Origin of the sequence: Eubacterium ramulus ATCC 29099 (assembly GCF_000469345.1) — a bacterium.
Classification (GTDB): Bacteria; Bacillota; Clostridia; order Lachnospirales; family Lachnospiraceae; genus Eubacterium_I; species Eubacterium_I ramulus.
In genome coordinates, this window is the sequence record NZ_KI271077.1 from 1 (window position 1) to 25,093 (window position 25,093).

The 25,093-nt window shown below is 39.3% G+C and carries 23 protein-coding genes, 1 other RNA gene and 1 other annotated feature; all 24 genes read left to right on the forward strand.

The features are described 5' to 3' along the window. The first annotated feature begins 199 nt into the window (after window positions 1–199). The 24 genes from HMPREF0373_RS00750 to hxsB all read left to right on the forward strand — a co-directional run bounded on the left by HMPREF0373_RS00750 (window position 200) and on the right by hxsB (window position 25,093). The gene (locus HMPREF0373_RS00750) at window positions 200–1,516 is read left to right on the forward strand and encodes an ABC transporter substrate-binding protein (protein WP_021737617.1); all 1,317 of its coding nucleotides are present in this window, start codon (window positions 200–202) and stop codon (window positions 1,514–1,516) included. Window positions 1,517–1,703: 187 nt separating this feature from the next. Continuing rightward, window positions 1,704–2,984 carry an ABC transporter substrate-binding protein gene (locus tag HMPREF0373_RS00755; protein ID WP_021737618.1) on the forward strand — a complete coding sequence of 427 codons (1,281 nt, stop codon included), beginning with the start codon at window positions 1,704–1,706 and terminating at the stop codon, window positions 2,982–2,984. A 136-nt stretch (window positions 2,985–3,120) separates the two neighbouring features. Further along, window positions 3,121–3,849 carry an ABC transporter ATP-binding protein gene (locus HMPREF0373_RS00760; RefSeq protein ID WP_044962514.1) on the forward strand — a complete coding sequence of 243 codons (729 nt, stop codon included), beginning with the start codon at window positions 3,121–3,123 and terminating at the stop codon, window positions 3,847–3,849. Then, window positions 3,846–4,565: an ABC transporter ATP-binding protein gene (locus HMPREF0373_RS00765; RefSeq protein WP_021737620.1), complete on the forward strand. Its 720-nt coding sequence runs from the start codon at window positions 3,846–3,848 to the stop codon at window positions 4,563–4,565. Before HMPREF0373_RS00760 ends, HMPREF0373_RS00765 begins: the two co-directional genes overlap by 4 nt. A gap of 28 nt (window positions 4,566–4,593) precedes the next feature. Next, entirely contained in the window at window positions 4,594–5,460 is an 867-nt protein-coding gene (locus HMPREF0373_RS00770; protein WP_021737621.1) for a branched-chain amino acid ABC transporter permease, read from the forward strand. A 14-nt stretch (window positions 5,461–5,474) separates the two neighbouring features. Further along, the gene (locus HMPREF0373_RS00775; RefSeq protein WP_021737622.1) at window positions 5,475–6,425 is read left to right on the forward strand and encodes a branched-chain amino acid ABC transporter permease; all 951 of its coding nucleotides are present in this window, start codon (window positions 5,475–5,477) and stop codon (window positions 6,423–6,425) included. 213 nt (window positions 6,426–6,638) lie between these two features. Then, entirely contained in the window at window positions 6,639–7,289 is a 651-nt protein-coding gene (deoC, locus tag HMPREF0373_RS00780; RefSeq protein ID WP_021737623.1) for a deoxyribose-phosphate aldolase, read from the forward strand. A 1-nt stretch (window position 7,290) separates the two neighbouring features. Next, window positions 7,291–7,680, forward strand: coding sequence for a cytidine deaminase (locus HMPREF0373_RS00785; RefSeq protein ID WP_021737624.1), 390 nt, complete (start codon window positions 7,291–7,293; stop codon window positions 7,678–7,680). A gap of 109 nt (window positions 7,681–7,789) precedes the next feature. After that, a non-coding RNA gene (gene ssrS, locus HMPREF0373_RS16260) (6S RNA) lies at window positions 7,790–7,969 on the forward strand. 174 nt (window positions 7,970–8,143) lie between these two features. Then, window positions 8,144–10,138 (forward strand): SpoIID/LytB domain-containing protein, encoded by a 1,995-nt coding sequence (locus HMPREF0373_RS00790; protein WP_044962515.1) that lies wholly within the window; start codon window positions 8,144–8,146, stop codon window positions 10,136–10,138. Between the two features lie 89 nt (window positions 10,139–10,227). After that, a complete protein-coding gene (locus HMPREF0373_RS00795; protein WP_022035692.1) occupies window positions 10,228–11,094 on the forward strand; it encodes a YihY/virulence factor BrkB family protein in 867 nt (288 codons plus the stop codon). 135 nt (window positions 11,095–11,229) lie between these two features. Further along, window positions 11,230–11,477: a binding site (T-box leader), on the forward strand. Window positions 11,478–11,608: 131 nt separating this feature from the next. Next, entirely contained in the window at window positions 11,609–12,628 is a 1,020-nt protein-coding gene (pheS, locus tag HMPREF0373_RS00800; RefSeq protein WP_021737629.1) for a phenylalanine--tRNA ligase subunit alpha, read from the forward strand. Window positions 12,629–12,953: 325 nt separating this feature from the next. Continuing rightward, on the forward strand, window positions 12,954–15,371 hold the full coding sequence (gene pheT / locus HMPREF0373_RS00805) for a phenylalanine--tRNA ligase subunit beta (protein WP_021737631.1): 2,418 nt from the start codon (window positions 12,954–12,956) through the stop codon (window positions 15,369–15,371). Window positions 15,372–15,402: 31 nt separating this feature from the next. After that, on the forward strand, window positions 15,403–16,428 hold the full coding sequence (gene queA, locus HMPREF0373_RS00810) for a tRNA preQ1(34) S-adenosylmethionine ribosyltransferase-isomerase QueA (RefSeq protein WP_021737632.1): 1,026 nt from the start codon (window positions 15,403–15,405) through the stop codon (window positions 16,426–16,428). Window positions 16,429–17,019: 591 nt separating this feature from the next. After that, window positions 17,020–17,652, forward strand: a complete 633-nt coding sequence (locus tag HMPREF0373_RS00815; RefSeq protein ID WP_021737633.1) for a nucleotidyltransferase family protein — start codon at window positions 17,020–17,022, stop codon at window positions 17,650–17,652. Continuing rightward, window positions 17,621–17,845 (forward strand): DUF6718 family protein, encoded by a 225-nt coding sequence (locus HMPREF0373_RS00820; protein WP_044962516.1) that lies wholly within the window; start codon window positions 17,621–17,623, stop codon window positions 17,843–17,845. Before HMPREF0373_RS00815 ends, HMPREF0373_RS00820 begins: the two co-directional genes overlap by 32 nt. Before the next feature lie 215 nt (window positions 17,846–18,060). Then, complete coding sequence (locus HMPREF0373_RS15830) at window positions 18,061–18,354, forward strand: FAD-dependent oxidoreductase (protein WP_021737634.1); 294 nt, start codon at window positions 18,061–18,063, stop codon at window positions 18,352–18,354. Next, complete coding sequence (locus HMPREF0373_RS00825) at window positions 18,321–19,541, forward strand: hypothetical protein (protein ID WP_147597849.1); 1,221 nt, start codon at window positions 18,321–18,323, stop codon at window positions 19,539–19,541. The genes HMPREF0373_RS15830 and HMPREF0373_RS00825 overlap by 34 nt, the downstream gene beginning before the upstream one ends. Next, complete coding sequence (locus tag HMPREF0373_RS00830) at window positions 19,504–20,937, forward strand: DUF6020 family protein (protein WP_021737636.1); 1,434 nt, start codon at window positions 19,504–19,506, stop codon at window positions 20,935–20,937. Before HMPREF0373_RS00825 ends, HMPREF0373_RS00830 begins: the two co-directional genes overlap by 38 nt. An 81-nt stretch (window positions 20,938–21,018) precedes the next feature. Continuing rightward, window positions 21,019–21,381 (forward strand): His-Xaa-Ser system protein HxsD, encoded by a 363-nt coding sequence (hxsD, locus tag HMPREF0373_RS00835; RefSeq protein ID WP_021737637.1) that lies wholly within the window; start codon window positions 21,019–21,021, stop codon window positions 21,379–21,381. After that, on the forward strand, window positions 21,374–21,574 hold the full coding sequence (locus HMPREF0373_RS00840; protein WP_021737638.1) for an HxsD-like protein: 201 nt from the start codon (window positions 21,374–21,376) through the stop codon (window positions 21,572–21,574). The genes hxsD and HMPREF0373_RS00840 overlap by 8 nt, the downstream gene beginning before the upstream one ends. A gap of 2 nt (window positions 21,575–21,576) precedes the next feature. Next, window positions 21,577–22,602 (forward strand): hypothetical protein, encoded by a 1,026-nt coding sequence (locus HMPREF0373_RS00845; protein ID WP_021737639.1) that lies wholly within the window; start codon window positions 21,577–21,579, stop codon window positions 22,600–22,602. Beyond that, window positions 22,599–23,705, forward strand: coding sequence for a His-Xaa-Ser system radical SAM maturase HxsC (hxsC, locus tag HMPREF0373_RS00850; protein WP_044962517.1), 1,107 nt, complete (start codon window positions 22,599–22,601; stop codon window positions 23,703–23,705). The genes HMPREF0373_RS00845 and hxsC overlap by 4 nt, the downstream gene beginning before the upstream one ends. Further along, window positions 23,702–25,093, forward strand: a complete 1,392-nt coding sequence (hxsB, locus tag HMPREF0373_RS00855; protein WP_021737641.1) for a His-Xaa-Ser system radical SAM maturase HxsB — start codon at window positions 23,702–23,704, stop codon at window positions 25,091–25,093. The genes hxsC and hxsB overlap by 4 nt, the downstream gene beginning before the upstream one ends.

The window sequence follows — 25,093 nt, forward strand, 5'->3', positions numbered from 1 at the left end:
TTTATGGTTGACTTTTCATAGCTGGTCTCCTTTATGTGTAAGTTTTACATAGAATCATTTTACAATACGACAGTTTTTTTGTAAAATAAAAGAGATAGGGTTGCGGACGATATTTTTTGAAGAATGGACCATGAAGCCTGAAATGGTATTTTGTGAATGGCGCAGGTGAAGGATAATAAGACGGGAGAGTGGTGCGAAAATGGGAATGAGAAAGTTACACTGCAAAGTGATGCCGGCGTTGCTAAGCGCCGTATTTTTAGTTGTATTTCTGGGAGGATGTACTCAGAAGAAAAGTGTAGCACAGCAGGAACCGGCAAAAGCAGAACTTGAGGTATGGACATTTTTTGACAAAAATGTTCCAGGTGCCTATTATGTATTTTTATGGGATACGTTGGCAGAAAAATACGGTTATGATATTAACGTAAAATCTTATTCCACCGAGCAGCTGAAGGATAAACTGAAGGTGGCACTTATCTGCAATGAACTTCCGGATATTTTTCTTGTATGGGGTGGCTCTTATCCGGGATATCTGTTTGATGCAGGAGCCTGTATGCCGGTGGATGATTATATCAGTCAGGCACCATTTAAGGAAGAATATATTCAGCCCTATAAGGATGGCGTGCATTATATCATTCCGTGTCTGTCCGATGGATACGAGGTACTTTATGGGAATCAGAGTCTGATGACAGAACTTGGAATTGATCAGATTCCACAGACCTGGGAAGAACTTGAGATGCTGGTGAGACAGGTGGCTGCATATAATGCGGCACATGATACTTCCTATGCTGCACTGGAACTGGGAGAAAGGGACAACTATCTGGGAGAAATGTTGTACGGAATGATTGTGAACAGGATAGATCCTTATGCATATGAAAAATGGGAGAATGGAACCATTGATTTTATGGATCCGGTTTTTCTTGAAGCAGCACAGAAGGTGGAATGGCTGGTGCAAAACCATGCGTTTCCGGAAAACTATATGGAAACGGGGGAGGCAGAAGCTGTTCGGAATTTTATCAATAAAAAAGCGGTGCTTTTTTCACATCAGTCTGCAATCATTTATCATTTGATCCATAATATGGGAGAACATGGATTTCTTGTGGGACAGTTTCCGTCCTGCACGGAAACTTATAATGAGACATACGGTCAGTATCTGATGGATATGAATCATTCCCTGACACCGGGTATCTGCATCAATGAAAAATCTGAATACAAAGAAGATGCGGCAGAAATCTGCATGGAATTTTCTCAACAGGTAAATGAAATCAATGTGACGGAATATGGCTATCAGAATCTTATGGATCTTACATATCCGCAAACAAGTGATGTGGTCAAACCGGTATCAGATTTGAATGAGATGATTGCATCCGCAAAGAAGATCACACCGGACTGGTATTCCCAGCTTCCACAGGAAACAGGGGACAGTTGGCGGAATCTGACCAAAAAACTGTTTGCCGGAGAACTGAATGCACAGAAATTTATAGAAGAAGCACAAAAATATATGCAAAAACAACAATAAAGAAGTGAAAAACTACTTTTAATTGTGCAAAAATAAAATATAACAGAAAAAAATTAATATTTTTTTTAGAAATCCGAATAAATTCAATAAAATCTGAATTTTTTCGGATTTTTTTTTGTGCAAAAATCAGATACAATGTAGGCACCGAAAGGATACTAGAGAGATCTTTTAGAGGAGGGTAAAAAATATGAAAAAGAGATTAGCAAGACTTGCAGCAGTTGTAATGTCCGTAATGATGATCGGATCATTAGCAGCATGTGGAAGCGGGGACGGGGGTTCCGGCGACGGCGGCAGCGCATCCAAAGGTTCATCAGGGGATACCATTAAAGTTGGTATCGTTATTCCGGAGACCGGAGCACTTGCAGCATTTGGTGCCGGTACACAGGAAATGACACAGTATGCACTGGATCAGATTAATGAGGCAGGCGGAATTGAAGTTGATGGAACAGCAAAGAAATTAGAACTGGTGGTTGCCGATTCCGAGTCTAATGCAACAAAAGCATCTGAAGCAGCCAACAACCTGATTTCCAGCAAAAATATTGATATTATGATTACATCTCATACAGCAGATACAACAGTTCCGGTTGCAGCCGCTTGTGAGAGAGCAGGCGTTGTATGTTTATCTGTTGATACACCGGATGAGGCATGGGCAACTTCTGATTACAAATATAGCTACCATGCAGGATTCAATACAGAGAATGAGCTTTCCTGCTTTAAGGATGCATGGGATGCAGCAGGCATCGCAGGCGGAAAAGTCGGTGTAATGCACGCAACAGATACAGAAGGTCAGACAATGATCAACGCAATTTCTGATTTTGCAAACTCCAACGGTTACGAAGCATATGATCCGGGCGCTTATACATCCGGGGCAACAGATTATACATCTATTATCAATAACCTGAAAAAAGAAGGCTGTGACGCAGTTGTCGGCGTTATGCTTACATCTGATTTTGGTACTTTCTATTCACAGCTGAAATCTTCCGGATATATGCCGAAGGTATGTACTGTTGCAAAAGCTACACTGTTCAAAGAAGATGTTGACTCCGCAGGTGCGAACGGACTGGCTGACGGACTTTGCTCTGAAGTTTGGTGGACACCGGATCATCCATATACCTCTTCTATCTCAGGACAGACATGTAAAGAAATTGGTGATAAATGGATGGAGCTGACAGGCGACAAATACGCACCGGCTACAGCAGGTTATGATTACGCAAACGTAGAGATCCTTTATAACGTACTGAAAAATGCAGGTTCTCTTGATACAAAAAAACTTTGTGCAGCAGCAGATGAACTTAATGTTGATACAATTATCGGTAATGTAAACTATAATGACAAACATTACTCCGTTCAGAGCCTTGTAACAGGTCAGTGGACATACAATGATGATGGAACATGGACACAGAACATCATTGCAAACACACAGGTTCCGGATTGCCCGGTTACATCTGAACTCAGAGTTTTAAAGTAATGCAGACTTCAGTAATGTAACGAACACGATCAGGAAAAATCCTGATTAGACAAAAGGAGGTAACCGTCGGAAAGGTAATGTGTTTTCTGACGGTTATTCTTCTCATAAGAGAATTTTGACAGGGAGGTATAAGGTTTTGAGTGCAATCTTAACGGTAAAAGACCTGAGCATCTCATTCGGAAGCAACCATGTATTAAAAAGTATCAATTTTGAACTTGGCGAGAATGAGGTACTTGGTGTGATCGGACCAAACGGTGCAGGAAAAACAGTTATGTTGAACATCCTGACCGGTATTTTGAAACCAACCGGTGGTACCATGATTTTTGATGGAAAGGATATTGCAAGTGAGGGTGTGACAGAGCGGTGCCGTGGCGGTATCGGAAGAACATTCCAGGTGCCGAGACCATTTGAACAGATGACCGTATTTGAAAATATTATGGTTGGTGGTGTATTCGGAGCTGGTATGTCCGAAGCACAGGCAAAAGAAAAGGCCCTTAAAGTAGCGAAAATCATTAAATTAGATGATAAATTGGATTTGTTTGCAGGAAAACTGGGACTGTTAGATCGTAAACGTCTCGAAATCGGACGTGCACTGGCTACTGAGCCGAAGATTTTACTGCTGGATGAGGTTGGTGGTGGTCTGACAGAGTCTGAGGTAGGACTGATTATCAATCTTGTAAAAGAAATCAAGCGGGAAGGTGTCAGCGTAATCTGGATCGAACATATCATCCGTACCATGCTGGAAGGAACCGACCGTGTTATGCTTCTGGCTGACGGTGTGGATGTCATTACAGGAAAACCACTGGATGTTATGAATTCCAAAGAAGTAAAACGAGTATATATGGGAGGAGGAGACGACGAATGAGTTTGTTAGAAGTAAATCATATTGATGTTCATTACGGAGATTTCCTTGCTCTGAAAGACGTATCAATTCATGTAGAACCTGGTACCATCGTATCCCTGATCGGAGCGAACGGTGCCGGAAAATCCACAATTATGAATACTATCTGTGGACTCAACAAACCGACAAAAGGAGATATTATTTTTGACGGACAGAATATTGCGGGCAAGAAACCAAATCAGATCGCACGCCTTGGTCTTTCCATGGCTCCGGAAGGAAGTCACTGCTTTGAGCGAATGACCGTACAGGATAACCTTCTGATGGGTGCCTACCTTGCAAAGAAAGACGAACGTATGCAGCGACTGGAAAATGTATATAAACTGTTCCCGATCCTGAAAGAGAAAGCGAATCAGATGTCAACGTTCCTTTCCGGTGGACAGAGACAGATGCTTGCTATTGGCCGTGGAATTATGACACAGCCTAAGATTCTTCTCTGTGATGAGATTTCTTTGGGACTTGCGCCGGTTGTTATCAATGATATTTATGAAAAACTGAAAGAGATCGCTGACACCGGACTGACCATGCTGATCGTTGAGCAGGATGTAAACCGTTCACTGAAATCCTCTGATTACGCATATGTGGTTCTGGAAGGAAAAATTGTAATGCAGGGTAAATCTAAAGAGTTAAGTGTAGATGAAGTAAATGATGCTTACTTCGGTATTAATACATTTTCTCACTGATCATGTTAGACAAAGGAGTTGAGAAATTATGATTCAATGTATTGTTACAGGTATCCTCCTGGGAGGATTATACTCCATGATTGGTATCGGTATGTCTCTGGTTTTCGGTATTATGGGACTGACCAACCTGGCACATGGAGATTTGATGATTCTTGGTACTTATATTTCACTTGTTATGACAAGAGCGCTTGGATGTAATCTGATCGTATCGGTTATCGTATCTGTTGTCGTTATGTGTGTACTTGGTTTCGTGATACAGCAGTTCCTTGTTAATAAGGTTATGGATAAAGGTGAGGCACCGGCACTGCTGGTAACCTTCGGACTTTCCATTTTTCTGTCCAACCTGATGCTGAAAATCTTCAGTGCGGACAACCAGTCCATTAATAACTCACTGTCATCCAAAAATGTTGTTACTACTGACGTATTATCTATTTCTGCAAGTTATCTGACAAGTTTTATCATCGCTTGTGTTATTATCATCGGTCTGTCACTGGTAATGCAGAAAACAAACTTTGGTCGTGCCATCCGTGCTACCTCTGATGATACAATGGCAGCAGAGCTTATGGGCGTAAATACAAAACTGGCTTACGCTGCTGCAATGGTAATCTGTATGGGTATTACAGCAATAGCAGGAACGTTAGTTGGTTCCACATTCGTATTTTATCCGTCATCCGGTACACAGTACCTGATCATTGCATTCGGTGTTGTAGTAATCGGAGGTATGGGAAGTTTGTTCGGAACGCTGATCGGTGGTATCGTACTTGGCGTTGCTCAGATTGTTGGTGGATATGTATTTGGATCCGGTGTACAGATGCTGATCGCTTACATTGTATTGCTTGTAATTCTGGCATTGAGACCAAATGGATTGTTCGCAGCTTCTGCGGTAAGAAAGTAAGGGGGCTGACGAATATGAAGAAAAAAATGAACCTGATCATTTTAATTGCGGTTATCGCAGTTATGTTTGTAATTATTCCGCAGGCCGGTTCAACGTATCTGCTGAATATTATTACTCTGATGTGTCTGTATATGGCTATGAGCCAGATGTGGAACCTGCTTGGCGGTTATGCCGGAATGTTGTCTCTTGGTATGCAGGCTTTTATTGGAATCGGCGGTTATTCATTGACCATTCTTTCTGTAAACTATGGTGTAAATATTTATCTGGCGATCATCATCGGTGCAGTAATCTGTGCACTGTTTGGACTTGCAGTATCTCCGGCAATCTTTAAGATGAGCGGTGTATACTTTGCAATCGGAACATGGATCATCGCAGAAGCATTAAATATTTTCTTCTCAAACTGGAAATTTGTAGGTTATGCACAGGACTGGAGTATCAGCACAGTATTTTCCCTGTCTAATAAACAGTTATATTACACAGCATTGATTGTTGCGGTACTCGCAGTTTTGGTTGTGTTTGGATTGCTGAGAACAAAAACCGGTCTGGCGCTTATGGCCATTCGTGACAGCGCATCTGCAGCTGAGACTATGGGTGTAGAACTTTATAAAACAAAATTGAAATGCTATGTGATCGCATGCTTCATGATGGGACTGATCGGTGGTGCACAGTACATGCAGACGGCTTATATTAATCCATCCACAGGTTTCTCCATCAACTGGACGATTGCTATGACATTTGCTGTTATCATTGGTGGACTGGGAACCATGGAAGGTCCGATCGTTGGATCTGTATTATATGTAATCATCGTACAGATTATGTATAACTATCCTGGTATGTCAAATATTGTACTTGGTATTATCGCAATCGTTGTTATTATGGTTGCACCGGATGGCATTATGGGAACTCTATATAAAAAGACCGGATTTCAGATTTTATCACCAAGAAGAAGTATTCCAAAACATTAACATACCCAACTTTTTAAAAAAGTCCCGCAGATTTGGTTATCTGCGGGATTTTCTATGTGTTCTGGGCAGGAGTTTATAAGTTATGGTGATTATTTCCCGGAAACGGAAGAAAACTGGTTCTTTGTTGTAACAATTTCTGAAAATATCAGTTTGTATAGATTTTTTGTATAAAATATATTATCATGAAGTCATTCGTAAAAATGAGGTAAAGACATGAAAAAAGAAGAATTATACAGATTTGTGGATCACACTGCGTTAAAGGCAGTCACAACCTGGAAAGAAATCCAGCAGTTGTGTCAGGAAGCACGTTTTTTCAGAATGGCTTCTGTGTGCATTCCAAGCAGCTATGTAAAGCGTGCACATGAATATTTTCCGGAATTAAACATTTGCACAGTAGTCGGTTTCCCGCTTGGTAATACAAGTACAGAGGCGAAACTGGCAGAGACACGTCAGGCACTGGAAGACGGTGCGAATGAGATCGATATGGTTATCAATCTTGGTATGGTAAAGAATCAGGAGTATTCGCAGGTAACAGAGGAGATTCGTCTGCTCAAGGAAGCAACCGGTGATAAGATCTTAAAAGTGATTATTGAAAACTGTTATCTGACGGAAGAAGAGAAAATCCGGATGTGCGAAGCAGTGACAGAAGCCGGAGCGGATTTTATCAAGACCTCAACCGGATTCGGAACCGGCGGTGCTACATTGGAGGATGTGATACTGATGAAGCAGCATGTGGGACCGAATGTAAAGATCAAAGCGGCAGGCGGTATCCGTTCCAAAGAAGATATGGAACTGTATATCGGTGCAGGATGCAGCCGGATCGGTACAAGCAGTGCAATTGCAATGTTGCAGGACGGAGAATAAGATGGAGTTCGCAGAACTGATTCAGAAGGCAAAGGAAGCAAAAGAACAGGCCTATGCTCCTTACTCCGGTTTTCATGTAGGAGCGGCACTACGGTGCAAAGACGGTACGATATTTACCGGGTGCAATATCGAAAATTCAGCGTATGGTCCTACAAACTGTGCAGAACGTACCGCAATATTCAAAGCGGTTTCGGAAGGATTTCGTGAATTTGAAGCAATCGCTATTATCAGTGACAGCAAACAGCCGACAGCGCCCTGCGGTGTCTGCCGCCAGGTGATGGCAGAGTTTTGTTCCCGGGATTTTCAGGTGCTCATGCTGGGATGCGAAGGAATTCAGCGCACAGCATCCTTAGGTGAACTTTTACCTTATGCCTTTTCTCTGGAAAAATAAGGAATATGGCAAAACGAACGTGAAGTCGGAATCCAGAATTTTCTAAAAAAAATTTGAATTTTTTATTGCCAGGATGCACATAGTAAAGTATAATCAGATGTAGCGGAAGTGATTCCTGGGGTGTGCGAGAACCCTGTTATTTTGAACCTACATTTTCTTTTTGGGAATCTTAAATTGTCGGCTGGATGCCAGGCCACCGAATTCGCAGTGGAAGGCAGAAGACCGATTGCGGAATCCCCCCTAGCTTTGCTAGGAGTCAAAATTGCAGGAACGGCACTCTGGGATCACAAAAGAGAAAACTGAAAAATGTTACAAAAGATAAAGGCATAGAGATATGTCTGCGTTACAAAAGATGAAAGAACTGAATCACAAAAGATAAAGCCGGACATGGTGTGAATAACATCATGTCCGGTTCTTTTTTCCCTTTTACAGCCATATGATGTTGCGTGGAGGGGACAGGTGTATGAGAACAGAAACAGATTGCAGACAGCCAGGACGAAGATATCTGGAAAAACAGAAAAAACGAAGAAAGCGTCGAAAGGTGCTTCTGTTGTGTTTCCTTAGTATGGCTGTGATTGCAGGAATCTTTTTGATAGCAGCGGAAGAAAAAGAAAAGCAGGAGCAGACAACGGAGCTTCATCAGGAGGTTTATGCGTCGGAACTGGCAGGTTATCTGCAGGCAGCATATCTGACGCCGGAGGAAACACGGAAGTTGGTGATTCCAAAAGTCCGGGATGTTCTGACTGTGGCTGATCTGCAACAAATTTGCAGTGTGCTGGGGGTAGAAGGATGTTATGAGGAAGCAGTGATGCAGCTGCAGAACCATTTTAGTACAACTGATAGTACCTCTGTGAAAAAGAATGAAACGATATTGAGCAGAGCGCAATGGTGTATGTACTATGAACTGCTTCTGGATACTCTTCAGGTGAAAGATACCGTAACTGAAGTGGAAGTACAATATCTTGGAAAAGTTCCCGGAGAACAGCGTATCATAGCAGACAATGGAAATTATGATTGTGATCTGCAAAGCTGTCGGATGGAGTATGGAAAACACTATGTGGCGTATGTGCAGGGGAAGGTACTGCTGGGAATCAAACAGGAAGTGGGACAGACGGATGCAGAAGCGGGAAAAACACCGGAAAAAACAGCTTCCGGGAACAGCGCAGGTACGAAAGTGGGACTGATTACAATTCCGGAGACGGTGCGGGTTCTACTGACGCAGGATCATGGACAGAAGCCGGAACGTGCTGGAGTGTATGTATTGGGAAGTACCACATGGAAAGCATCTGCTTCCGGTGTGGAGGCGGTTGTTGCAGCCCAAACAGCAGCAGACTGTGGTACGTGGATGGCACAGAACGGGGTCGATGAAGCTGTTGTGGAAGCGACAGATGGCGGTACATTAAGTCTGACAGATGCCGGTGGAGCAGTTCAGGGGACTTATGCCGGAAAACTGCATATATATCGAAAGGCAGATGGCAATACATATTGGATTGTGAATGAACTTGGGATGGAAGACTATCTCTGCGGTGTGGTGCCTGGGGAGATGCCTGCATCCTTTGCACCGGAAGCATTGAAAGCCCAGGCAGTCTGTGCCCGGACCTATGCGGCGTTACAGGTGTTGGGAACCGCTTATGAAATGTATCATGCGGATGTGGACGATACCACTGACTGTCAGGTATACCTTCCGGAAAATGCAAATGCGGCGGCAACGGAGGCCGTGTATGCTACCGCCGGACAAATTCTTACCTGGCAGGGGATGATAGCCTCGGTTTATTATTTTTCTACGTCCTGTGGTTATACTACCGGTCTGGAAGTATGGCAGCAGGAGGCACTTCCTTATCTGGGGGTTCACAGTCTTGTACAGAATGAAGGAATGGGATCATCTGCAGATATATTTTTGCGGGATGGCCAGGTGACAGCATACGACAGTGAAAGCCGCTTTTTTCGATGGCGGGCTGTGTTGCAGTTAGCAGGAAATGAGCAGAAACTGCGGCACGCATTACAGACGGCAGCCAGCCACCGGGATGGAAAAGTAGTGCTGACAGATGGCGCAGGTGTGCAAACGGAGAATCTGACATCTTTTGGAACGCTAGCGGATCTTGGCATTGATGCAAGATCGGAATCCGGCTGTGTCACAGATCTGCGTCTGACTTTTGAAAACGGTATTGCACATGTATACAATGAAAATGCAATCCGGAATATTTTATGGAGCATTTGTACCACTTTGAGAGATAAAAACGGAAATTCTGCACATAATTTCCACATGCTTCCCAGTGCATTTTTTTCGGTTGATACAGAAGAACACGGAATATATGTGCTCTATGGAGGCGGTTTGGGACACGGGATCGGTATGAGCCAGTATGGTGCGGATGGCATGGCAAAAAACGGCAAGGGATATGTGGAGATACTTGGAACATTTTTCCCGGGAACAGAACTGTATACAAGAGCTGGTGAATAAAAAACTTGATGAAATGTAAAAAATCTGATATTCTATCGGAATGTGAATATTCAAAAGACAATTGTTTTGGATACAAAAGGGGAGAACTTATGGATTATAAGCATTTGATAAGGTTCTTTTTACAAAAACTGAAAAAAGATAATATTGGTGCCTACGCAGCACAGGCAGCGCTGTTTATCATCATGTCAGCCATCCCGTTTTTACTGGTATTTCTGTCGCTGCTGCGGTTCACACCAGTGAGTGAGAGTACAGTACTGTCGGTGATTCAGATGGTACTTCCGGGACAAATCAAGATCACGCCGATGCTGATCAATGTGGTAAATGAAGTGTATACAAATTCGGCCAAAATGCTTCCAATCGCAGTGATCTTTGCGGTGTATTCTGCTGCAAAGTCGATTCAGAGTCTTCGTTACGGTCTGAATATTGTATACGATACCGATGAGACCCGAAACTGGTTTGTACTGCGTTTCCGGGCAATGATCGAGACATTGATCCTCGTGCTTGTCATCATTTTACTGATGGTATTTCTGGTATTTGGCCGGAAAATCCAGAATATGCTCGTACAGTATGCACCAATTCTGTCCATAGTAACGGATATCATTTTAAAACTGCGGCTGCTGATCCTGTTTTTTGTATTGATCGTATTCTTTATGTTTATTTATAAAGTATTGCCGAACCGGACTGCAACGTTTAAAAGCCAGCTTATTGGAGCGGTGGGATGTTCTGCCGCATGGTATGTATTTTCCTTTGGACTGTCTGTATATGTTGATTATTTTAACGGATTTTCCTTATATGGCAGTCTGACTACGATCTTCCTGTTGATGTTCTGGCTGTACATCAGTATGTACATTTTTCTGGTGTGTGCAGAAGTGAATAATCTGTTTGAAATTCTTCTGGTGGAGATCCAGGAAGCGCGACAGAGAAAAAAAGAACGGGAACAGGATAAAAACGCTTGATGTTTTAAAAAAGCTATGCTAGAATAAATTCTAGTTTTGATTTGGAGATATGTATATTTTCAAATCTTTCTGTTTTTGATTTATTGTCCGGATGCTGTATATAGTATACTGTACCGGAGAAATAGAATCCAGGTTACAAAAGCTGAGAAGATGTCAGTAGGCAGATGATCGGATTACAGAGAGAATGTATGTTGGCTGAGAGTACATTTAAGGAAAGACATTTGCTGAATTTCCCATCGGAGCTGCTGTTTTGAACAGGGAATGTACGGTTTGCAATGCCGTACGGGTCCAGTAGAGACAGACGGGTCATGCACGTTACGCATCAGAGTGTCCGATGTATGTCGGAAAGTCGGGTGGTACCGCGGAATTATTTCGTCCCTTTCTTTGTGAAGGGACGTTTTTTTATGGGATTGTGGAAGTGCAAAGCACGGAACAATCCGTGTAATCAATATTTCTCAAAATGATAAAACAGAACAATCTGATACATTTATGAATAAGTAAAAGGAGATAAGAGATGAAAGACAAGTTAAAGCAAATCAGAGAAAAAGCGCTTGCTTCTATCGAAAGTTCAGAAGGATTAAACGGATTAAATGATGTCCGTGTTGCATTCCTCGGGAAAAAAGGTGAGCTTACTGCAGTATTAAAAGGAATGAAAGATGTCAGCCCGGAAGAGCGTCCATTGGTTGGTCAGATGGTAAATGAGACAAGAGCAGCCATCGAACAGAAATTAGAAGAAACCAAAAAGAAAATGGAAGCGTTGGAGTTGGAACATAAACTGAAAAAAGAAGTCATTGACGTAACACTTCCGGCAAAGAAAAACCGTGTAGGTCATGGTCATCCGAACACCATCGCCCTGGAAGAAGTTGAGCGTATCTTTGTTGGTATGGGATATGAAGTCGTAGAAGGACCGGAAGTAGAGTACGATTACTACAACTTCGAGGCACTGAATATTCCGGCAAATCATCCGGCCAAAGATGAACAGGATACATTCTATATCAATGACAAAATTGTACTTCGTACACAGACATCTCCGGTACAGGTTCGAGTGATGGAACAGGGCAAACTGCCGATCCGTATGATCGCACCGGGACGTGTATTCCGTGCCGATGAAGTAGATGCAACTCATTCTCCGTCCTTCCATCAGATTGAGGGACTGGTTATCGATAAAGGTGTTACATTTGCAGATCTGAAAGGAACACTGCAGGAGTTTGCAAAAGAGCTGTTCGGACCTGAGACAAAAGTAAAATTCCGTCCACATCATTTCCCATTCACAGAGCCGAGTGCTGAGGTAGACGTGACTTGCTTCAAATGTGGTGGAAAAGGATGCCGTTTCTGTAAAGGTGAAGGATGGATTGAGATTCTTGGTTGTGGAATGGTTCACCCGCACGTACTTGAGATGAGTGGCATTGATCCAAAGGAATATTCCGGATTTGCGTTTGGTGTAGGCCTGGAGCGTATCGCACTGTTAAAATATGAAATCGACGATATGCGTCTGCTTTACGAAAATGACGACAGATTTTTGAAACAGTTTTAGCGTTAGCTTTGAGAAGTGCAGATAGGAAGTGATTCGGACATGCGTTGAAAGCTTGCTTGCAAAAGCATGTATGAAGCACTGACGGATTGTACGGCGAATGCCGGACAATGAGAAAATCGCAGATTTTCGAATCTGCACGAAAGAAGTGCATAGGAAAAATTTTGAGGGAAAGATTTTTGAATCTGCACGAAAGAGGTGCATAGGAAAAATTTTGAGGGAAAGATTTTCGAATCTGCACGAAAGAAGTGCATAAGAAAAACTTTGCAGGAATAATTTTCGAATCTGCACGAAAAATTATGAAAGAATTAATATAGGAGAAAGAAACATGACAACTTCATTATCTTGGATAAAAGCATATGTTCCGGAATTAGAAGTAGAGCCGCAGGAATACATGGATGCGATGACACTTTCCGGTTCAAAAGTAGAAGGATATAAAAAATTAGATGAGGATCTGGAAAAAATCGTCATCGGTCAGGTATTAAAAATCGAAAAACACCCGGATGCAGACAAACTGGTAATCTGCCAGGTGGATATCGGCGGAGAGACCACACAGATTGTAACCGGCGCACCAAACGTATTTGAAGGCGCAAAAGTCCCGGTTGTATTAGACGGTGGACGTGTTGCAGGCGGTCATGACGGAAAAGTCGTAGAAGGCGGCATCAAAATCAAAAAAGGTAAATTAAGAGGTATAGAGTCCAATGGTATGATGTGCTCCATTGAAGAACTTGGCTCTACTACCGATATGTATCCGGATGCAGCTGAGGACGGACTTTACATTTTACCGGAAGACGCTCCGGTTGGTGAGAGTGCAGTTGCTTATCTTGGATTAGATGACGTAGTTGTAGAGTACGAGATTACATCTAACCGTGTAGACTGCTTTTCCATTCTTGGTATTGCCCGTGAGGCAGCAGCTACTTTCGGAAAAGAATTTATTCCGCCGGTAGTAACAGAGACAGGAAATACAGAGGACGTAAACGACTACATTAAAATATCTGTAGAAGATGCGGATCTTTGCCCGCGTTATACTGCCCGTGTAGTAAAAAATATTAAGATCGCACCGTCACCGAAGTGGATGCAGCACAGACTGGCTTCCCACGGTATCCGTCCGATCAACAATATCGTAGATATCACAAACTATGTCATGGAAGAGTTTGGACAGCCAATGCATGCTTATGATATGGATACAATCTCCGGCCATGAGATTCGGGTACGCCGTGCTGCTAAAGGAGAGAAATTTGTTACGTTAGATGGCCAGGAGCGTACCTTGGATGACAGTATTTTGATGATCTGCGATGGCGAAAAAGCAATCGGACTTGCCGGTATCATGGGTGGCGAAAACTCCATGATCACAGACAATGTTCAGACAATGCTTTTTGAGGCAGCTTGCTTTGATGGAACAAACATCCGTCTGTCCAGCAAAAAAGTAGGTCTTCGTACCGACGCTTCCTCCAAATTTGAAAAAGGCCTGGATCCAAACAATGCGATTGAGGCTATGAACCGTGCCTGCCAGCTCATCGAAGAACTTGGTGCAGGTGAAGTTGTTGGCGGTGTCGTTGATGTATACCAGAAAGAAATGACAGGAAGAAGAATTGCATTTGATCCGGATTGGATCAATGGTCTGCTCGGAACTGATATTTCTGCAGAGACAATGATCGGATATTTCAAAAAAATCGACCTTGGTTTTGATGAGGAGACACAGGAAGTCATCGTTCCATCCTGGAGACAGGATCTGCTCCGTGATGCAGACATCGCAGAGGAAGTAGCACGTTTCTACGGATATGACAATATCCCGACCACACTTCCATCCGGAGAATCCACAACAGGTAAACTTTCCTTTAAACTTCGAGTAGAGGAAGTGGCAAGAGAAGTTGCCCAGTTCTGCGGATTTTCACAGGGAATGACATACTCCTTCGAGAGTCCGAAGGTATTTGATAAATTATTACTTCCGGCAGACAGTCAGTTGCGTAATACCGTAACGATTTCCAATCCGCTTGGCGAGGACTTCAGTATTATGCGTACCGTTTCCTTAAACGGAATGCTGACATCTCTTTCTACTAACTTCAATCGTAGAAACAAAGATGTGCGTCTGTATGAATTAGGAAATATTTATCTGCCAAAACAGGAGCCTGTTACAGAGCTTCCGGAAGAGCGCATGCAGTTTACATTGGGATTCTACGGTGATGGCGATTTCTATACTATGAAAGGTGTTATTGAGGAGTTCCTGTATAAAGTAGGCATGAATCTGAAACCGGAGTATGATCCGGAGTCGGAACTGTCCTTCTTACATCCTGGACGTCAGGCAAATGTTATTTATGATGGTCAGGTAATCGGTTATCTCGGTGAGATTCATCCGACGGTTGCAGCAAATTACTCCATTAAAGATCGCGTATACGTTGCTGTCATTGATATGCCGGAAATCGTTTCCCGTGCAACTTTTGACCGCAAATACGAAGGCATTGCAAAATATCCGGCAGTCAGCCGCGACCTCAGTATGGTTGTTCCGAAACATGTACTTGCAGGCGATATTGAGAAGGTATTTGACGAGAGAGGCGGCAAGATTCTTGAGTCTTATGAATTATTTGATATTTATGAGGGCGCACAGATTAAAGCAGGATTCAAATCTCTGGCTTATAAACTGACCTTCCGTGCAAAAGACCGTACGTTAGAGGAAGCAGATATCACTGCTGCCATGAAGAAGATAATGAACGGTCTGGAGCGTCTGGGCATAGAGCTGCGCCAGTAGAAAGTTGGTGTCTGTATTGAACGAAAACGAAATGAAGGTAACAGATTATTATTTTGATCTGCCACAGGAGCAGATTGCGCAGGACCCGCTGGAGGATCGGTCATCCTCCAGACTTCTGGTCCTGGATAAAGAGACTGGCGAGTATTCTCATCATGTATTCCGGGAAATCACAGAATTCCTGAAACCAGGTGACTGCCTTGTCTTAAACAATACAAAAGTAATTCCTGCCCGTCTGTTTGGTGAAAAAGAGGGGACTCAGGCAAAAATCGAGATTCTTCTGCTGAAACGCAAGGAAAACGATGTCTGGGAAACACTGGTAAAACCGGGTAAAAAGGCAAAAGTCGGCACAAAGATCATTTTTGGTGGTGGACTTTTAGTCGGTGAAGTGATTGATATCGTGGAAGAGGGCAACCGTCTGATCAAATTTACTTATGAAGGAATTTTTGAAGAAATTCTGGATCAGTTAGGTCAGATGCCGTTACCGCCATATATCACACATCAGTTAAAGGACAAGAACCGTTATCAGACTGTTTACGCAAAATATGACGGTTCTGCAGCAGCTCCGACTGCAGGGTTACATTTTACACCGGAACTGCTTCAGCAGGTAAAAGATATGGGCGTTGATATTGCAGAGGTAACACTGCATGTCGGACTTGGTACTTTCCGTCCGGTAAAAGTGGACAATATCCTGGAACACCATATGCATTCAGAGTTCTATATGGTGACACAGGAAGCCGCTGACAAGATCAACAATGCGAAGAAAAACGGTCATCGTGTAATTTGTGTTGGAACCACAAGCTGCCGTACCATTGAGTCCGCAGCGGACGAAAACGGTATGTTGAAAGAGAGCAGCGGATGGACAGAGATTTTCATCTATCCAGGTTATCAATTCAAAGTGCTGGATTGTCTGATCACAAACTTCCATCTGCCGGAGTCAACGTTGCTGATGCTGGTTTCTGCACTTGCAGGAAGAGAGCATGTGCTGGCGGCTTATGAGGAAGCAGTGAAGGAAGGATACAGATTTTTCTCCTTCGGGGATGCGATGTTTATTCAGTAGAATCGGCTTCTAAAAAATATAATGAGATAAATAGTGCCTGTGACAGTATGCGGCTGTTGCGGGTGCTATTTTTACGTTTTAATTTTCCATAAAATGAAGATATTGACATGTTAGAACCAATAACTTATTATATAATTAAAGTGTGTAGTTTCGTATGAAAAAGGACACATATTTATTTCGATTGTAAAAATACTTTGTATGTAACATGGCTTACAGATAGTTTCATATTTTTGATAAGTGTACTAATTTACATAAAATTTTTAAATTTTATGTAGGCCAAATACAAAGGAGGTGTTTACAATCGAGACTCACATTTTAATAAGGGACTTTTGTTTATTTATTCTTAGTATATACGGAATAAAGATATTTAATTATTTACACACTTTGGTGAAAAAGCATGAAGTTCAATATTTTGTGTTTTTGGTTGTATCATTTTTTGTGATACATATGCTTTTTGCCTACCTCTAGGAGAATAGACAATCCCGAAACCCCAACATTTTGTTGGGGTTTTGCTATAGTGGTAGAACAGAAACTAAATGTAACATTGTGTAACGTATAAGCGGTTATATATGTTTTTGAGGTAAATGTAAAGTGGATATTAACAATATATTATACAGAGACGGTTTATCCGTAGAAATTTTGCAAAGCTTATCGTATGAATCAAAAATAGGAATAAATTTAAAGAAAAATCTTCATTATTTTAATCAACAAGTGTTGTTTAAAGAATTAGAATCGATAGAGAGTTGGTATGATTCGATGGATTTATTGCATGAATTAGCACTTGACTATCGTATAAAAAGCATTCAGTCTGCAATTATGAAATATCATCGATATTATCCAGACCATCAAGCTAGAAAAGTTTTTGATGATTTACTTGGTTTTCGATCATTGTGTGATGAATATGATTCGATTTTGCAATTAGGAAAATTAGAAAATTTCAGAATTGCGGATATGTCAAAAGGAAAAGCAAATGATGATGGATATCGTGGAGTGCATGTATATTATCAGCATTCAGGGAAACATTACCCTATAGAAATACAGTATAATACTTATTATGACAGGCAATTTAACAATTGGTTGCATAAGTATACTTATAAGAAAAAATACTCAAATTTTTTGGGACAAATGTTGCGTAAAGATTATGAAAATGGTAAAATCACGACAGAATCTGAATTTAAGGAGGTACTTTCAAATGTGTTATCTAGTAGCGAAAGATGTAAATAAAATTGGATGTGTTGCGTTACAAACAAAACATGGAAAGCATCTTTCTGAATTTAAGCGTGAGTTGTTAAGGCGAATTGGATATGACAGAATACAGTTGGTTACAATTAGTAGACCGTCTGCATACGGAGAATATGAACCGTATAGGTTTGTGACTTCAGAAGAAGAATTTACCCAAATTGTAGAAGCAATGTAAATGAGGGCTGTTACATGAGAGATTTATCAATTATGTAGCAGCTCATTTTTTGACTTTACAGTAAAGTTATTATAAATATATTTCTTTCAGCAAAAAGGGCAAGAATTTTTATTTGTTAGGTGGATATGTTATCGCCTACATTTTTTAGGTTGTAAAATTATAAAAAGTAGTAAGTGATGTAGATAAAGAAATGATATAGTATATAGATAGTTGAAATGAAAAAGAAAAGGGAAAACAAAGTTGAAATGGAGAAGAATACGAAAAGAGTAGCAGTAATTGGGGCTGGTCCAGCAGGATTAACGGTTGCTTATGAATTGCTGAAAAGATCCAGTGAATTTGATATAACCATTTTTGAAAAGGAAAAAGTAGTAGGTGGTTTATCAAAAACGGTATCTTTTGCCGGAAATAGAGTGGACATTGGAGGACATCGGTATTTTACAAAGGACAAAAAATATTGGAGATTTGGAAATCTGTCATGTCAAAAAATAATGACTGTTTTCTTAAAGTAGTGAGAAAATCACATATTTTATATCATGATTGTGTATTTCAATATCCAATAAAAATTGATAAGCAATGTGTAAAACAATTTGGTTTAATTAAGGGAATGCATGTAATTAATAGTTTTTTGTATTCCCATTTTACCAGAAAAGATGTTGTGACCTTGGAGGATTACTATATAAAACAGTTTGGTAAAAAGTTGTATGATTTATTTTTTAAAGATTACACATATAAGGTTTGGGGAATCAATGCGAAAGAAATGTCTGCTGATTGGGGGCGCCAGAGAGTCCAAGAAATATCATTGAAGACAATTTTACATAAAAAATTATTTAGAAAAGAGAGCGCAAAAAAATATCGGTCACTGATAGATGAATTTTATTATCCGCGTATGGGAGCTGGCTTGCTATGGGAAAATATGGCTAATTGCATCAATGATATGGGTGGAAAAATAAAAGCAAATACAGTAGTACAGTCCATTTTCATAGATAATAAGAAATACGTATTGACATTAGAACAGAATGAAAATAAATGGAAAGATGTTTATGATATTGTGATTTCATCTATGCCATTAAATGAACTTATTTTTTCAATGAAAGATGTTGACGAGCCAGTAAGCAGTGTTGCAAAAGAATTGTGTTATCGTAATATGATTGTTGTTGCGTTTGAAATTACGCCGCAGCAGGCAGGAGATACATTACTAAATAATAGCGAAGATTGTTGGTTGTATATTCAGGATAATACTGTGAAAGCTGGTAGAATACAGATTTTGAATAATTGGTCCAAAGATATGGTGAAAAATGAGAAGAACTATGTAGTTGAAATAGAGTATTTTTGTGATTTAGGAGATGCATTGTGGAATTTGGAAGAGGAACAGATGAAACGATTGGCTTTCAGTGAAATGGTGCAACTGAAAATTATTAGAAAAGATACGCAAATTGTACATGGCCTTGTTCAAAAAATTGATAAAGCGTATCCAATTTATTCATCTGGATATTATGAAGTTGAAAAAATTCAGAAATGGATTAATGGACATGCTAATTTGTTTTGTATTGGTCGGAATGGACAACACCATTATAATAATATGGATCATTCAATGCAAACGGCATTAAATGTGGCTGATTATTTATTAGGAGAATCTATAGATAAGGAGCAAATCTGGAATGTCAATATGGATTCAAAATATCAAGAAGAAATTTAAATCTGGAAAAAAGATGCGAATGCAAGAAAATAGCACACAAAAAGTAGTCAAGCCTGTTTTTGAAATTACTATCTTTGTAATCATAATGATAGGTCAATTAATTTATTGGGGAGCCTTTTTTCCTGGTGGATTTAACTTAGATGCATATGGACAATGGGATCAGGTTCATGGCTTAATGAAATTGAATAACTGGCATCCAGTATTTACAACATTGTGTTATTGGGTAATAACTAGAATATGGGATAACTTTGCGTTTTGTATTTTTGTTCAATTACTTATTTTTTCTGTTTCAGTAACAGTTTTATTGTATCAGCTGTATATAGTAAACGTACCTAAAATAATAATTATTGTGATAGCATTTTGCATAGCAATCAATCCGGGGATTAGCATGAATAATGTTTGCTTGTATAAAGATGTACCATTTACAATTGTAGTGATCTGGTTGTGTATTGTGACAATAAAAATATATTTGACAAAAGGTGATTGGCTGAAGCAACAAAGAAATTGTCTGTTATTATGGATTTTATTATTGGCTATGATGCTAATAAGACATAATGGGATATTTTTTGTGATTCCATTTTTGTTGACTATATTTTTTGTATACTCTAAAGCAATGAAGCAGGGGATTATTTTAGCGGTTTGCCTGGTAGTTAGCATATTGATAATAGAGGAACCGGTATTTCAAGCAACAGGAGTTGAAAAACATGATAATGTTGTAGGAGAAATGGTTGGTATACCAATGGCTATTTTAGCAAATTCTTATGTGAATGATTATGAAAATACACCTAATGATGTAAAAGAATATTTAGAAAGCATTGCTGATCGGAGTGAGTGGCAAAGCCGTTATATTATAGGGGAATGGGATTCCTGTAAATGGGAATTTGGCGGAATTGACTTGTTGAAGGGTGAAAAATTAAACGATATATTACGTATGACAAAAGAAACGATTATTAATTCGCCGAAAACATCGTTTCAGGCATTTAAGGAAGCAACACGAGTTGTATGGCAGGTAGTAGGAAAAGCGAATTGGAATACATGGGTATATATTGAAGATAATGATTATGGGATTCAATCAAATCATTTGGGAGTATGCGAAGCTATAGTAAATTTTATATTGAAAGGGAGTAATACTTTAGTAGGGACAACTTTTTGCTGGAATATTGGAACAGTGGTAGTTACATATCTTTTAGTAGGTATCTATACAATAAAAAAGCGATTGTGGGAAGGATTGTGTTTTTTAATACCATCATTAGTATATGACTTATGTACGGCGCTTTTGTTATGTGGATCAAGTCATAGATATTTTTATTTTAATGGAGTGTTAGTGCTTCCAGTCATAGCTGTTATTTTCTGTATAGTTAAAAAGTCAACTGTTTCAAATGAAAGAAAAGTATAAATGAAATTGAGATTAAAAGTTTAGTATGATATAATCAAAAATGATGATAACTATAATAATTTGTAGAATGGATACACAACAATGAACAAGTTAAAATTTAATAAGGAATTATATTCCAAAACAGCTTTGATAAAGGCTGCCTATAATTTTACGGATAAAGCATATGTGCATTTAGATTCAGATGATAAATATTATTATGTTACACTTGATATGAAAGAAAGTGGAAAAGAAGAAATATCTGAACATGAATTTGAAAATGAGATGCTGGCACAGAGTGTTCGACATGAAATTTATAATCAGACCAAAAATATTAGAGAACTTTTACTGGCGAGAGCTATGGCGACAAGTGTTGTTATGGGTCAGGATGCATTGGAAGAAATCCCGGAAAACGATACCTTTTGTGAAGATGAAATATTGAAGGATTGGTTTGCAGATAATGATTGAGTTAGCGTTAAATACAGAAATATATTCAGAAGATAAGATCAATCAGGTTCAAACTGTTTATCGAGAATATGCAATAATAACAAAAAAGCTGGTCGATCAATATTGGATTTTGAAATTTGATAACTGTCGGTATGATGAATCACTTACGATAAAAGAATTTGAAAATTATTTGATTGGATTAGAAAATTTATAAATATGATTGTAGTAGAAATTTTATACATAGCAGTACTTGCAATATTCAGTATTATTACTGTCAGAAGTGATCTGAAAGATGGAATGGTATATAATAAAACGATTTTGAAATTTGGTATAATAGCTATTGTTTTAGACCTACTGTATTATTCTTTGTTTTGCAGAGATTTATTTATTGCGTTTGCTTTTAATTTACTGATTGTAAGCGGGATAAGCATTTTTCTGTTTTATACACATTCCTTTGCTGGTGGTGATTGCAAACTGGCGATCATTTTGGCAATGTTGTTCCCGGCCCGGTTTTATTTAAAATATGGAGACAGTTGTTATACGTTGTTGTTTGCAATTGGAATTGCCGTATTTTTAGGATACCTTTATTTGCTTGGGGCATCCATATATGAGTTGATAAGAAAAAATAATCAGTTTACAAGAGGATATATACAGGGATACTTAATATCTTTTATGAAATCTTTTGTAACAGCAATGATTTATATCAGTGCGGTTAACTTAATTGCGTTATTATTTGGATTATATAATTATAGCCTTATGATATGGGTAATTCGTATTGTGTGCATAGTTACATCCTGGATGATTGGCAAAAATAGTTTTTTCAGAAAATGGTATATGATTACTGGTATTGTTGCGGTAGATGTAGGATTAAGCATATGGCTTGGTGTAATACCGATTTCCATTAATCCGGAAAATTATATACTTGTATTTGTGTTATTGCTTTGTCAGATGACAATTCGAACAAATTTGTATAAAGACATAGAATTAGAAAATCTGAAAAAAGGAATGATTCTGACCACAGCTTCTTCTGTTTTGATGCAGGGATCCAGAGTGCGTGGATTACCTGGTGTGTCATCAGAAGATTTGCGAAACAGGTTGACAGAGACGGAGATAGACAGTATCAAAAGATGGGCATCAGGAAGAAGTGTGACAAGGATTTCTATTGTTAAGAAAATACCGTTTGCATTTTTTTTGGTGATTGGATTCTGGTTATATCTTGCTGCATGGGGGTATTTGCGATGAAATGGAAGATAGATGATTATGATGGTGAATACAGGGTTGTTTCTTTAGCACTTAACAGCATCGTAAAGTCTGATCTGGAAAAAAAAGAAGATGGAATGCTCTGGGTGGATGGAGATGAGGTTTTCTTATATCCTGAAAAGAGAAAGCAGATGGTTTCAAATGATACTCTTACTTACCTGAAACAGAGAAATAATTATGACGTTTTTGAAATATGGCAAGATGGACGGATCGTGTTACAGTTTGACGTGCAGTCAATCGACAATTATTTTTTTGTTACAGGAAAATGTAATTCGAATTGCATTATGTGTCCTTCTCCGGAGATATCCAGAAGAAAAGGGCAGAACACGGATGTGACGTCTTTGATCAAACTTGCACAGCACGTTCCGACAAATGTTTCTCATATTACGATTACTGGCGGGGAACCATTTTTGATTGGAGAATCTATTTTTGACTTTCTGGAATTTCTGAAACGAAAATTTGAGAAAACAGAATTCTTGTTTTTGACAAATGGAAGAATTTTTTCCGTCAAAAAATATGTGGATCTATTTCGTGAGACAGCACCGGTAAATTCTATTGTGGCGATTCCAATTCATGGATCAAAATCGGAAATACATGATGCGATTACCTGTGCTGAAAATAGTCTGATTCAGACGAAGCAGGGCATAAAGAATCTTCTGAAGATAGGTACAAGAGTTGAAATAAGACTTGTAGTATGTAAACTGAATGCAGAAGATATTGTAAATATTACAGACATGATAGTGAATGAGTTCCCGCAGATCGAGTATGTCAGCATACTTGCGATGGAGATGACGGGAAATGCTTATGTTAACTGGAAAAAAGTATGGATTCCATATAGGAAGGCATTTCAGCTCATTGAGAAGGCAGTGGATCATTTGATAAAATCCGGGATTACGGTGAAATTATATAATTTTCCATTATGTACGGTAGAATCAAATTACTGGACATTGTGTGAAAAGAGTATTTCACCGGAAAAAATCAGATATATCGAAACTTGTGATATGTGCAGCATGAAAAATGCATGTGGAGGTTTGTTTGCCGGAACTGTAAAATTAGAGAAAGATGATTTAAAAGCAATAAGATGAAGTTGAATTATTTTAATTTTAAAAAGATGGAAAATCAGATCATGATGACAAATGATTTTGGAAATTTTTTGTTTGTCAGTGAATCTGAGTTTAAAGATATATTACATGGGAAGATAGAACCGAATTCTGATATAGAGAAGAAACTGCTGGATCACAAAATGATTTACCGGGAATCAGATCTTGAGTTTTCATCCACTTATATGTATGATATCAGATCATTAAAGCAGCATGTAAATATGGCGACTTCATTGCATATATTCGTGGTAACGACAGCATGTAATATGAATTGTGTATATTGTCAGGCAAATAACGGTAAAAAATGTTCTGACCTATATATGACAGCAGATATTGCGAAAAAGGCAGTAGATATTGCACTGGAATCACCGACCAGATATCTGACTTTTGAATTTCAGGGTGGAGAGCCATTACTAAATTTTGATATTGTGAAATATATCGTGGAGTATACGGAAGAAAAAAATGAATCTCATGTGATTAACTTTAATATAGTGACCAATCTGACTCTTTTTACTGAAGAGATGATTGAGTTTTTTAAAGAACACAAATTTGGGATTTCTACATCTTTGGATGGACCTGAAATTTTACATAATAAGAACCGTGCATTTAGAAATGGACAGGGGACATATGCAAAAGTGGTTGAGTCTCTTCAAAAATTGCGGGCAGCAGGACTTTATGTTGGTGCGATAGAGACAACTACAAGAGAGAGTTTATTGTATCCGAAAGAATTGGCGCGAACATATGCAAAACTTGGATTTGAAAGTATTTTTGTCCGCCCTTTGACACCGCTTGGGAAAGCAACTGTTAATTGGGAAGAGATTGGTTATACACCCGAAGAATTCATAAAATTTTATAAATCAGTAATGATGGAACTGATACAGATTAATTTGGAAGGAAGTTATATTAAGGAAGACCATACAGCAATTTTGTTAAACAGAATCTGCGGAGACTTTGTGAATTATATGGAACTAAGATCTCCTTGTGGAGCAGGAATTGGTCAGTTGGCCTATTATGCGGATGGCAATATTTTTACATGTGATGAAGGACGAATGTTATATGAAATGGGGGATGCGACATTTTGTCTGGGAAATGTATTTGAAAGTAATTATCAGAATGTGATCAATAATGGTGTTTGCAGAACTGTATGTGCATCAAGCATGCTAGAAACTTTACCATCATGTTGTGACTGCGTATATCAGCCATATTGTGGAACTTGTCCAGTAGTAAATTATGCAGGAAGTGCTGATGTAATTGAAAAAAGTCCACGAGGATATCGTTGTAAAATTTATACAGGAATTTTGGATTTTATTTTTGAACAGTTCCTTAAAGATGAGAAAATCATAATGAATGTTTTTGATAAGTGGAGATGTTAG

Excerpts from the sequence above, each read along its gene's own strand:
- HMPREF0373_RS00755 (WP_021737618.1), top strand. The coding sequence starts at position 1,704 with ATGAAAAAGAGATTAGCAAGACTTGCAGCAGTTGTAATGTCCGTAATG.
- HMPREF0373_RS00785 (WP_021737624.1), top strand. The coding sequence starts at position 7,291 with ATGGAGTTCGCAGAACTGATTCAGAAGGCAAAGGAAGCAAAAGAACAG.
- hxsD (WP_021737637.1), top strand. The coding sequence starts at position 21,019 with ATGAACAAGTTAAAATTTAATAAGGAATTATATTCCAAAACAGCTTTG.
- HMPREF0373_RS00765 (WP_021737620.1), top strand. The coding sequence starts at position 3,846 with ATGAGTTTGTTAGAAGTAAATCATATTGATGTTCATTACGGAGATTTC.
- HMPREF0373_RS00825 (WP_147597849.1), top strand. The coding sequence starts at position 18,321 with ATGTCAAAAAATAATGACTGTTTTCTTAAAGTAGTGAGAAAATCACAT.
- HMPREF0373_RS00820 (WP_044962516.1), top strand. The coding sequence starts at position 17,621 with ATGTGTTATCTAGTAGCGAAAGATGTAAATAAAATTGGATGTGTTGCG.
- pheT (WP_021737631.1), top strand. The coding sequence starts at position 12,954 with ATGACAACTTCATTATCTTGGATAAAAGCATATGTTCCGGAATTAGAA.
- HMPREF0373_RS00790 (WP_044962515.1), top strand. The coding sequence starts at position 8,144 with ATGAGAACAGAAACAGATTGCAGACAGCCAGGACGAAGATATCTGGAA.
- HMPREF0373_RS15830 (WP_021737634.1), top strand. The coding sequence starts at position 18,061 with ATGAAAAAGAAAAGGGAAAACAAAGTTGAAATGGAGAAGAATACGAAA.
- HMPREF0373_RS00845 (WP_021737639.1), top strand. The coding sequence starts at position 21,577 with ATGATTGTAGTAGAAATTTTATACATAGCAGTACTTGCAATATTCAGT.
- HMPREF0373_RS00830 (WP_021737636.1), top strand. The coding sequence starts at position 19,504 with ATGTCAATATGGATTCAAAATATCAAGAAGAAATTTAAATCTGGAAAA.
- pheS (WP_021737629.1), top strand. The coding sequence starts at position 11,609 with ATGAAAGACAAGTTAAAGCAAATCAGAGAAAAAGCGCTTGCTTCTATC.
- hxsB (WP_021737641.1), top strand. The coding sequence starts at position 23,702 with ATGAAGTTGAATTATTTTAATTTTAAAAAGATGGAAAATCAGATCATG.
- queA (WP_021737632.1), top strand. The coding sequence starts at position 15,403 with ATGAAGGTAACAGATTATTATTTTGATCTGCCACAGGAGCAGATTGCG.
- HMPREF0373_RS00775 (WP_021737622.1), top strand. The coding sequence starts at position 5,475 with ATGAAGAAAAAAATGAACCTGATCATTTTAATTGCGGTTATCGCAGTT.
- HMPREF0373_RS00750 (WP_021737617.1), top strand. The coding sequence starts at position 200 with ATGGGAATGAGAAAGTTACACTGCAAAGTGATGCCGGCGTTGCTAAGC.
- HMPREF0373_RS00770 (WP_021737621.1), top strand. The coding sequence starts at position 4,594 with ATGATTCAATGTATTGTTACAGGTATCCTCCTGGGAGGATTATACTCC.
- HMPREF0373_RS00840 (WP_021737638.1), top strand. The coding sequence starts at position 21,374 with ATGATTGAGTTAGCGTTAAATACAGAAATATATTCAGAAGATAAGATC.
- deoC (WP_021737623.1), top strand. The coding sequence starts at position 6,639 with ATGAAAAAAGAAGAATTATACAGATTTGTGGATCACACTGCGTTAAAG.
- HMPREF0373_RS00795 (WP_022035692.1), top strand. The coding sequence starts at position 10,228 with ATGGATTATAAGCATTTGATAAGGTTCTTTTTACAAAAACTGAAAAAA.
- hxsC (WP_044962517.1), top strand. The coding sequence starts at position 22,599 with ATGAAATGGAAGATAGATGATTATGATGGTGAATACAGGGTTGTTTCT.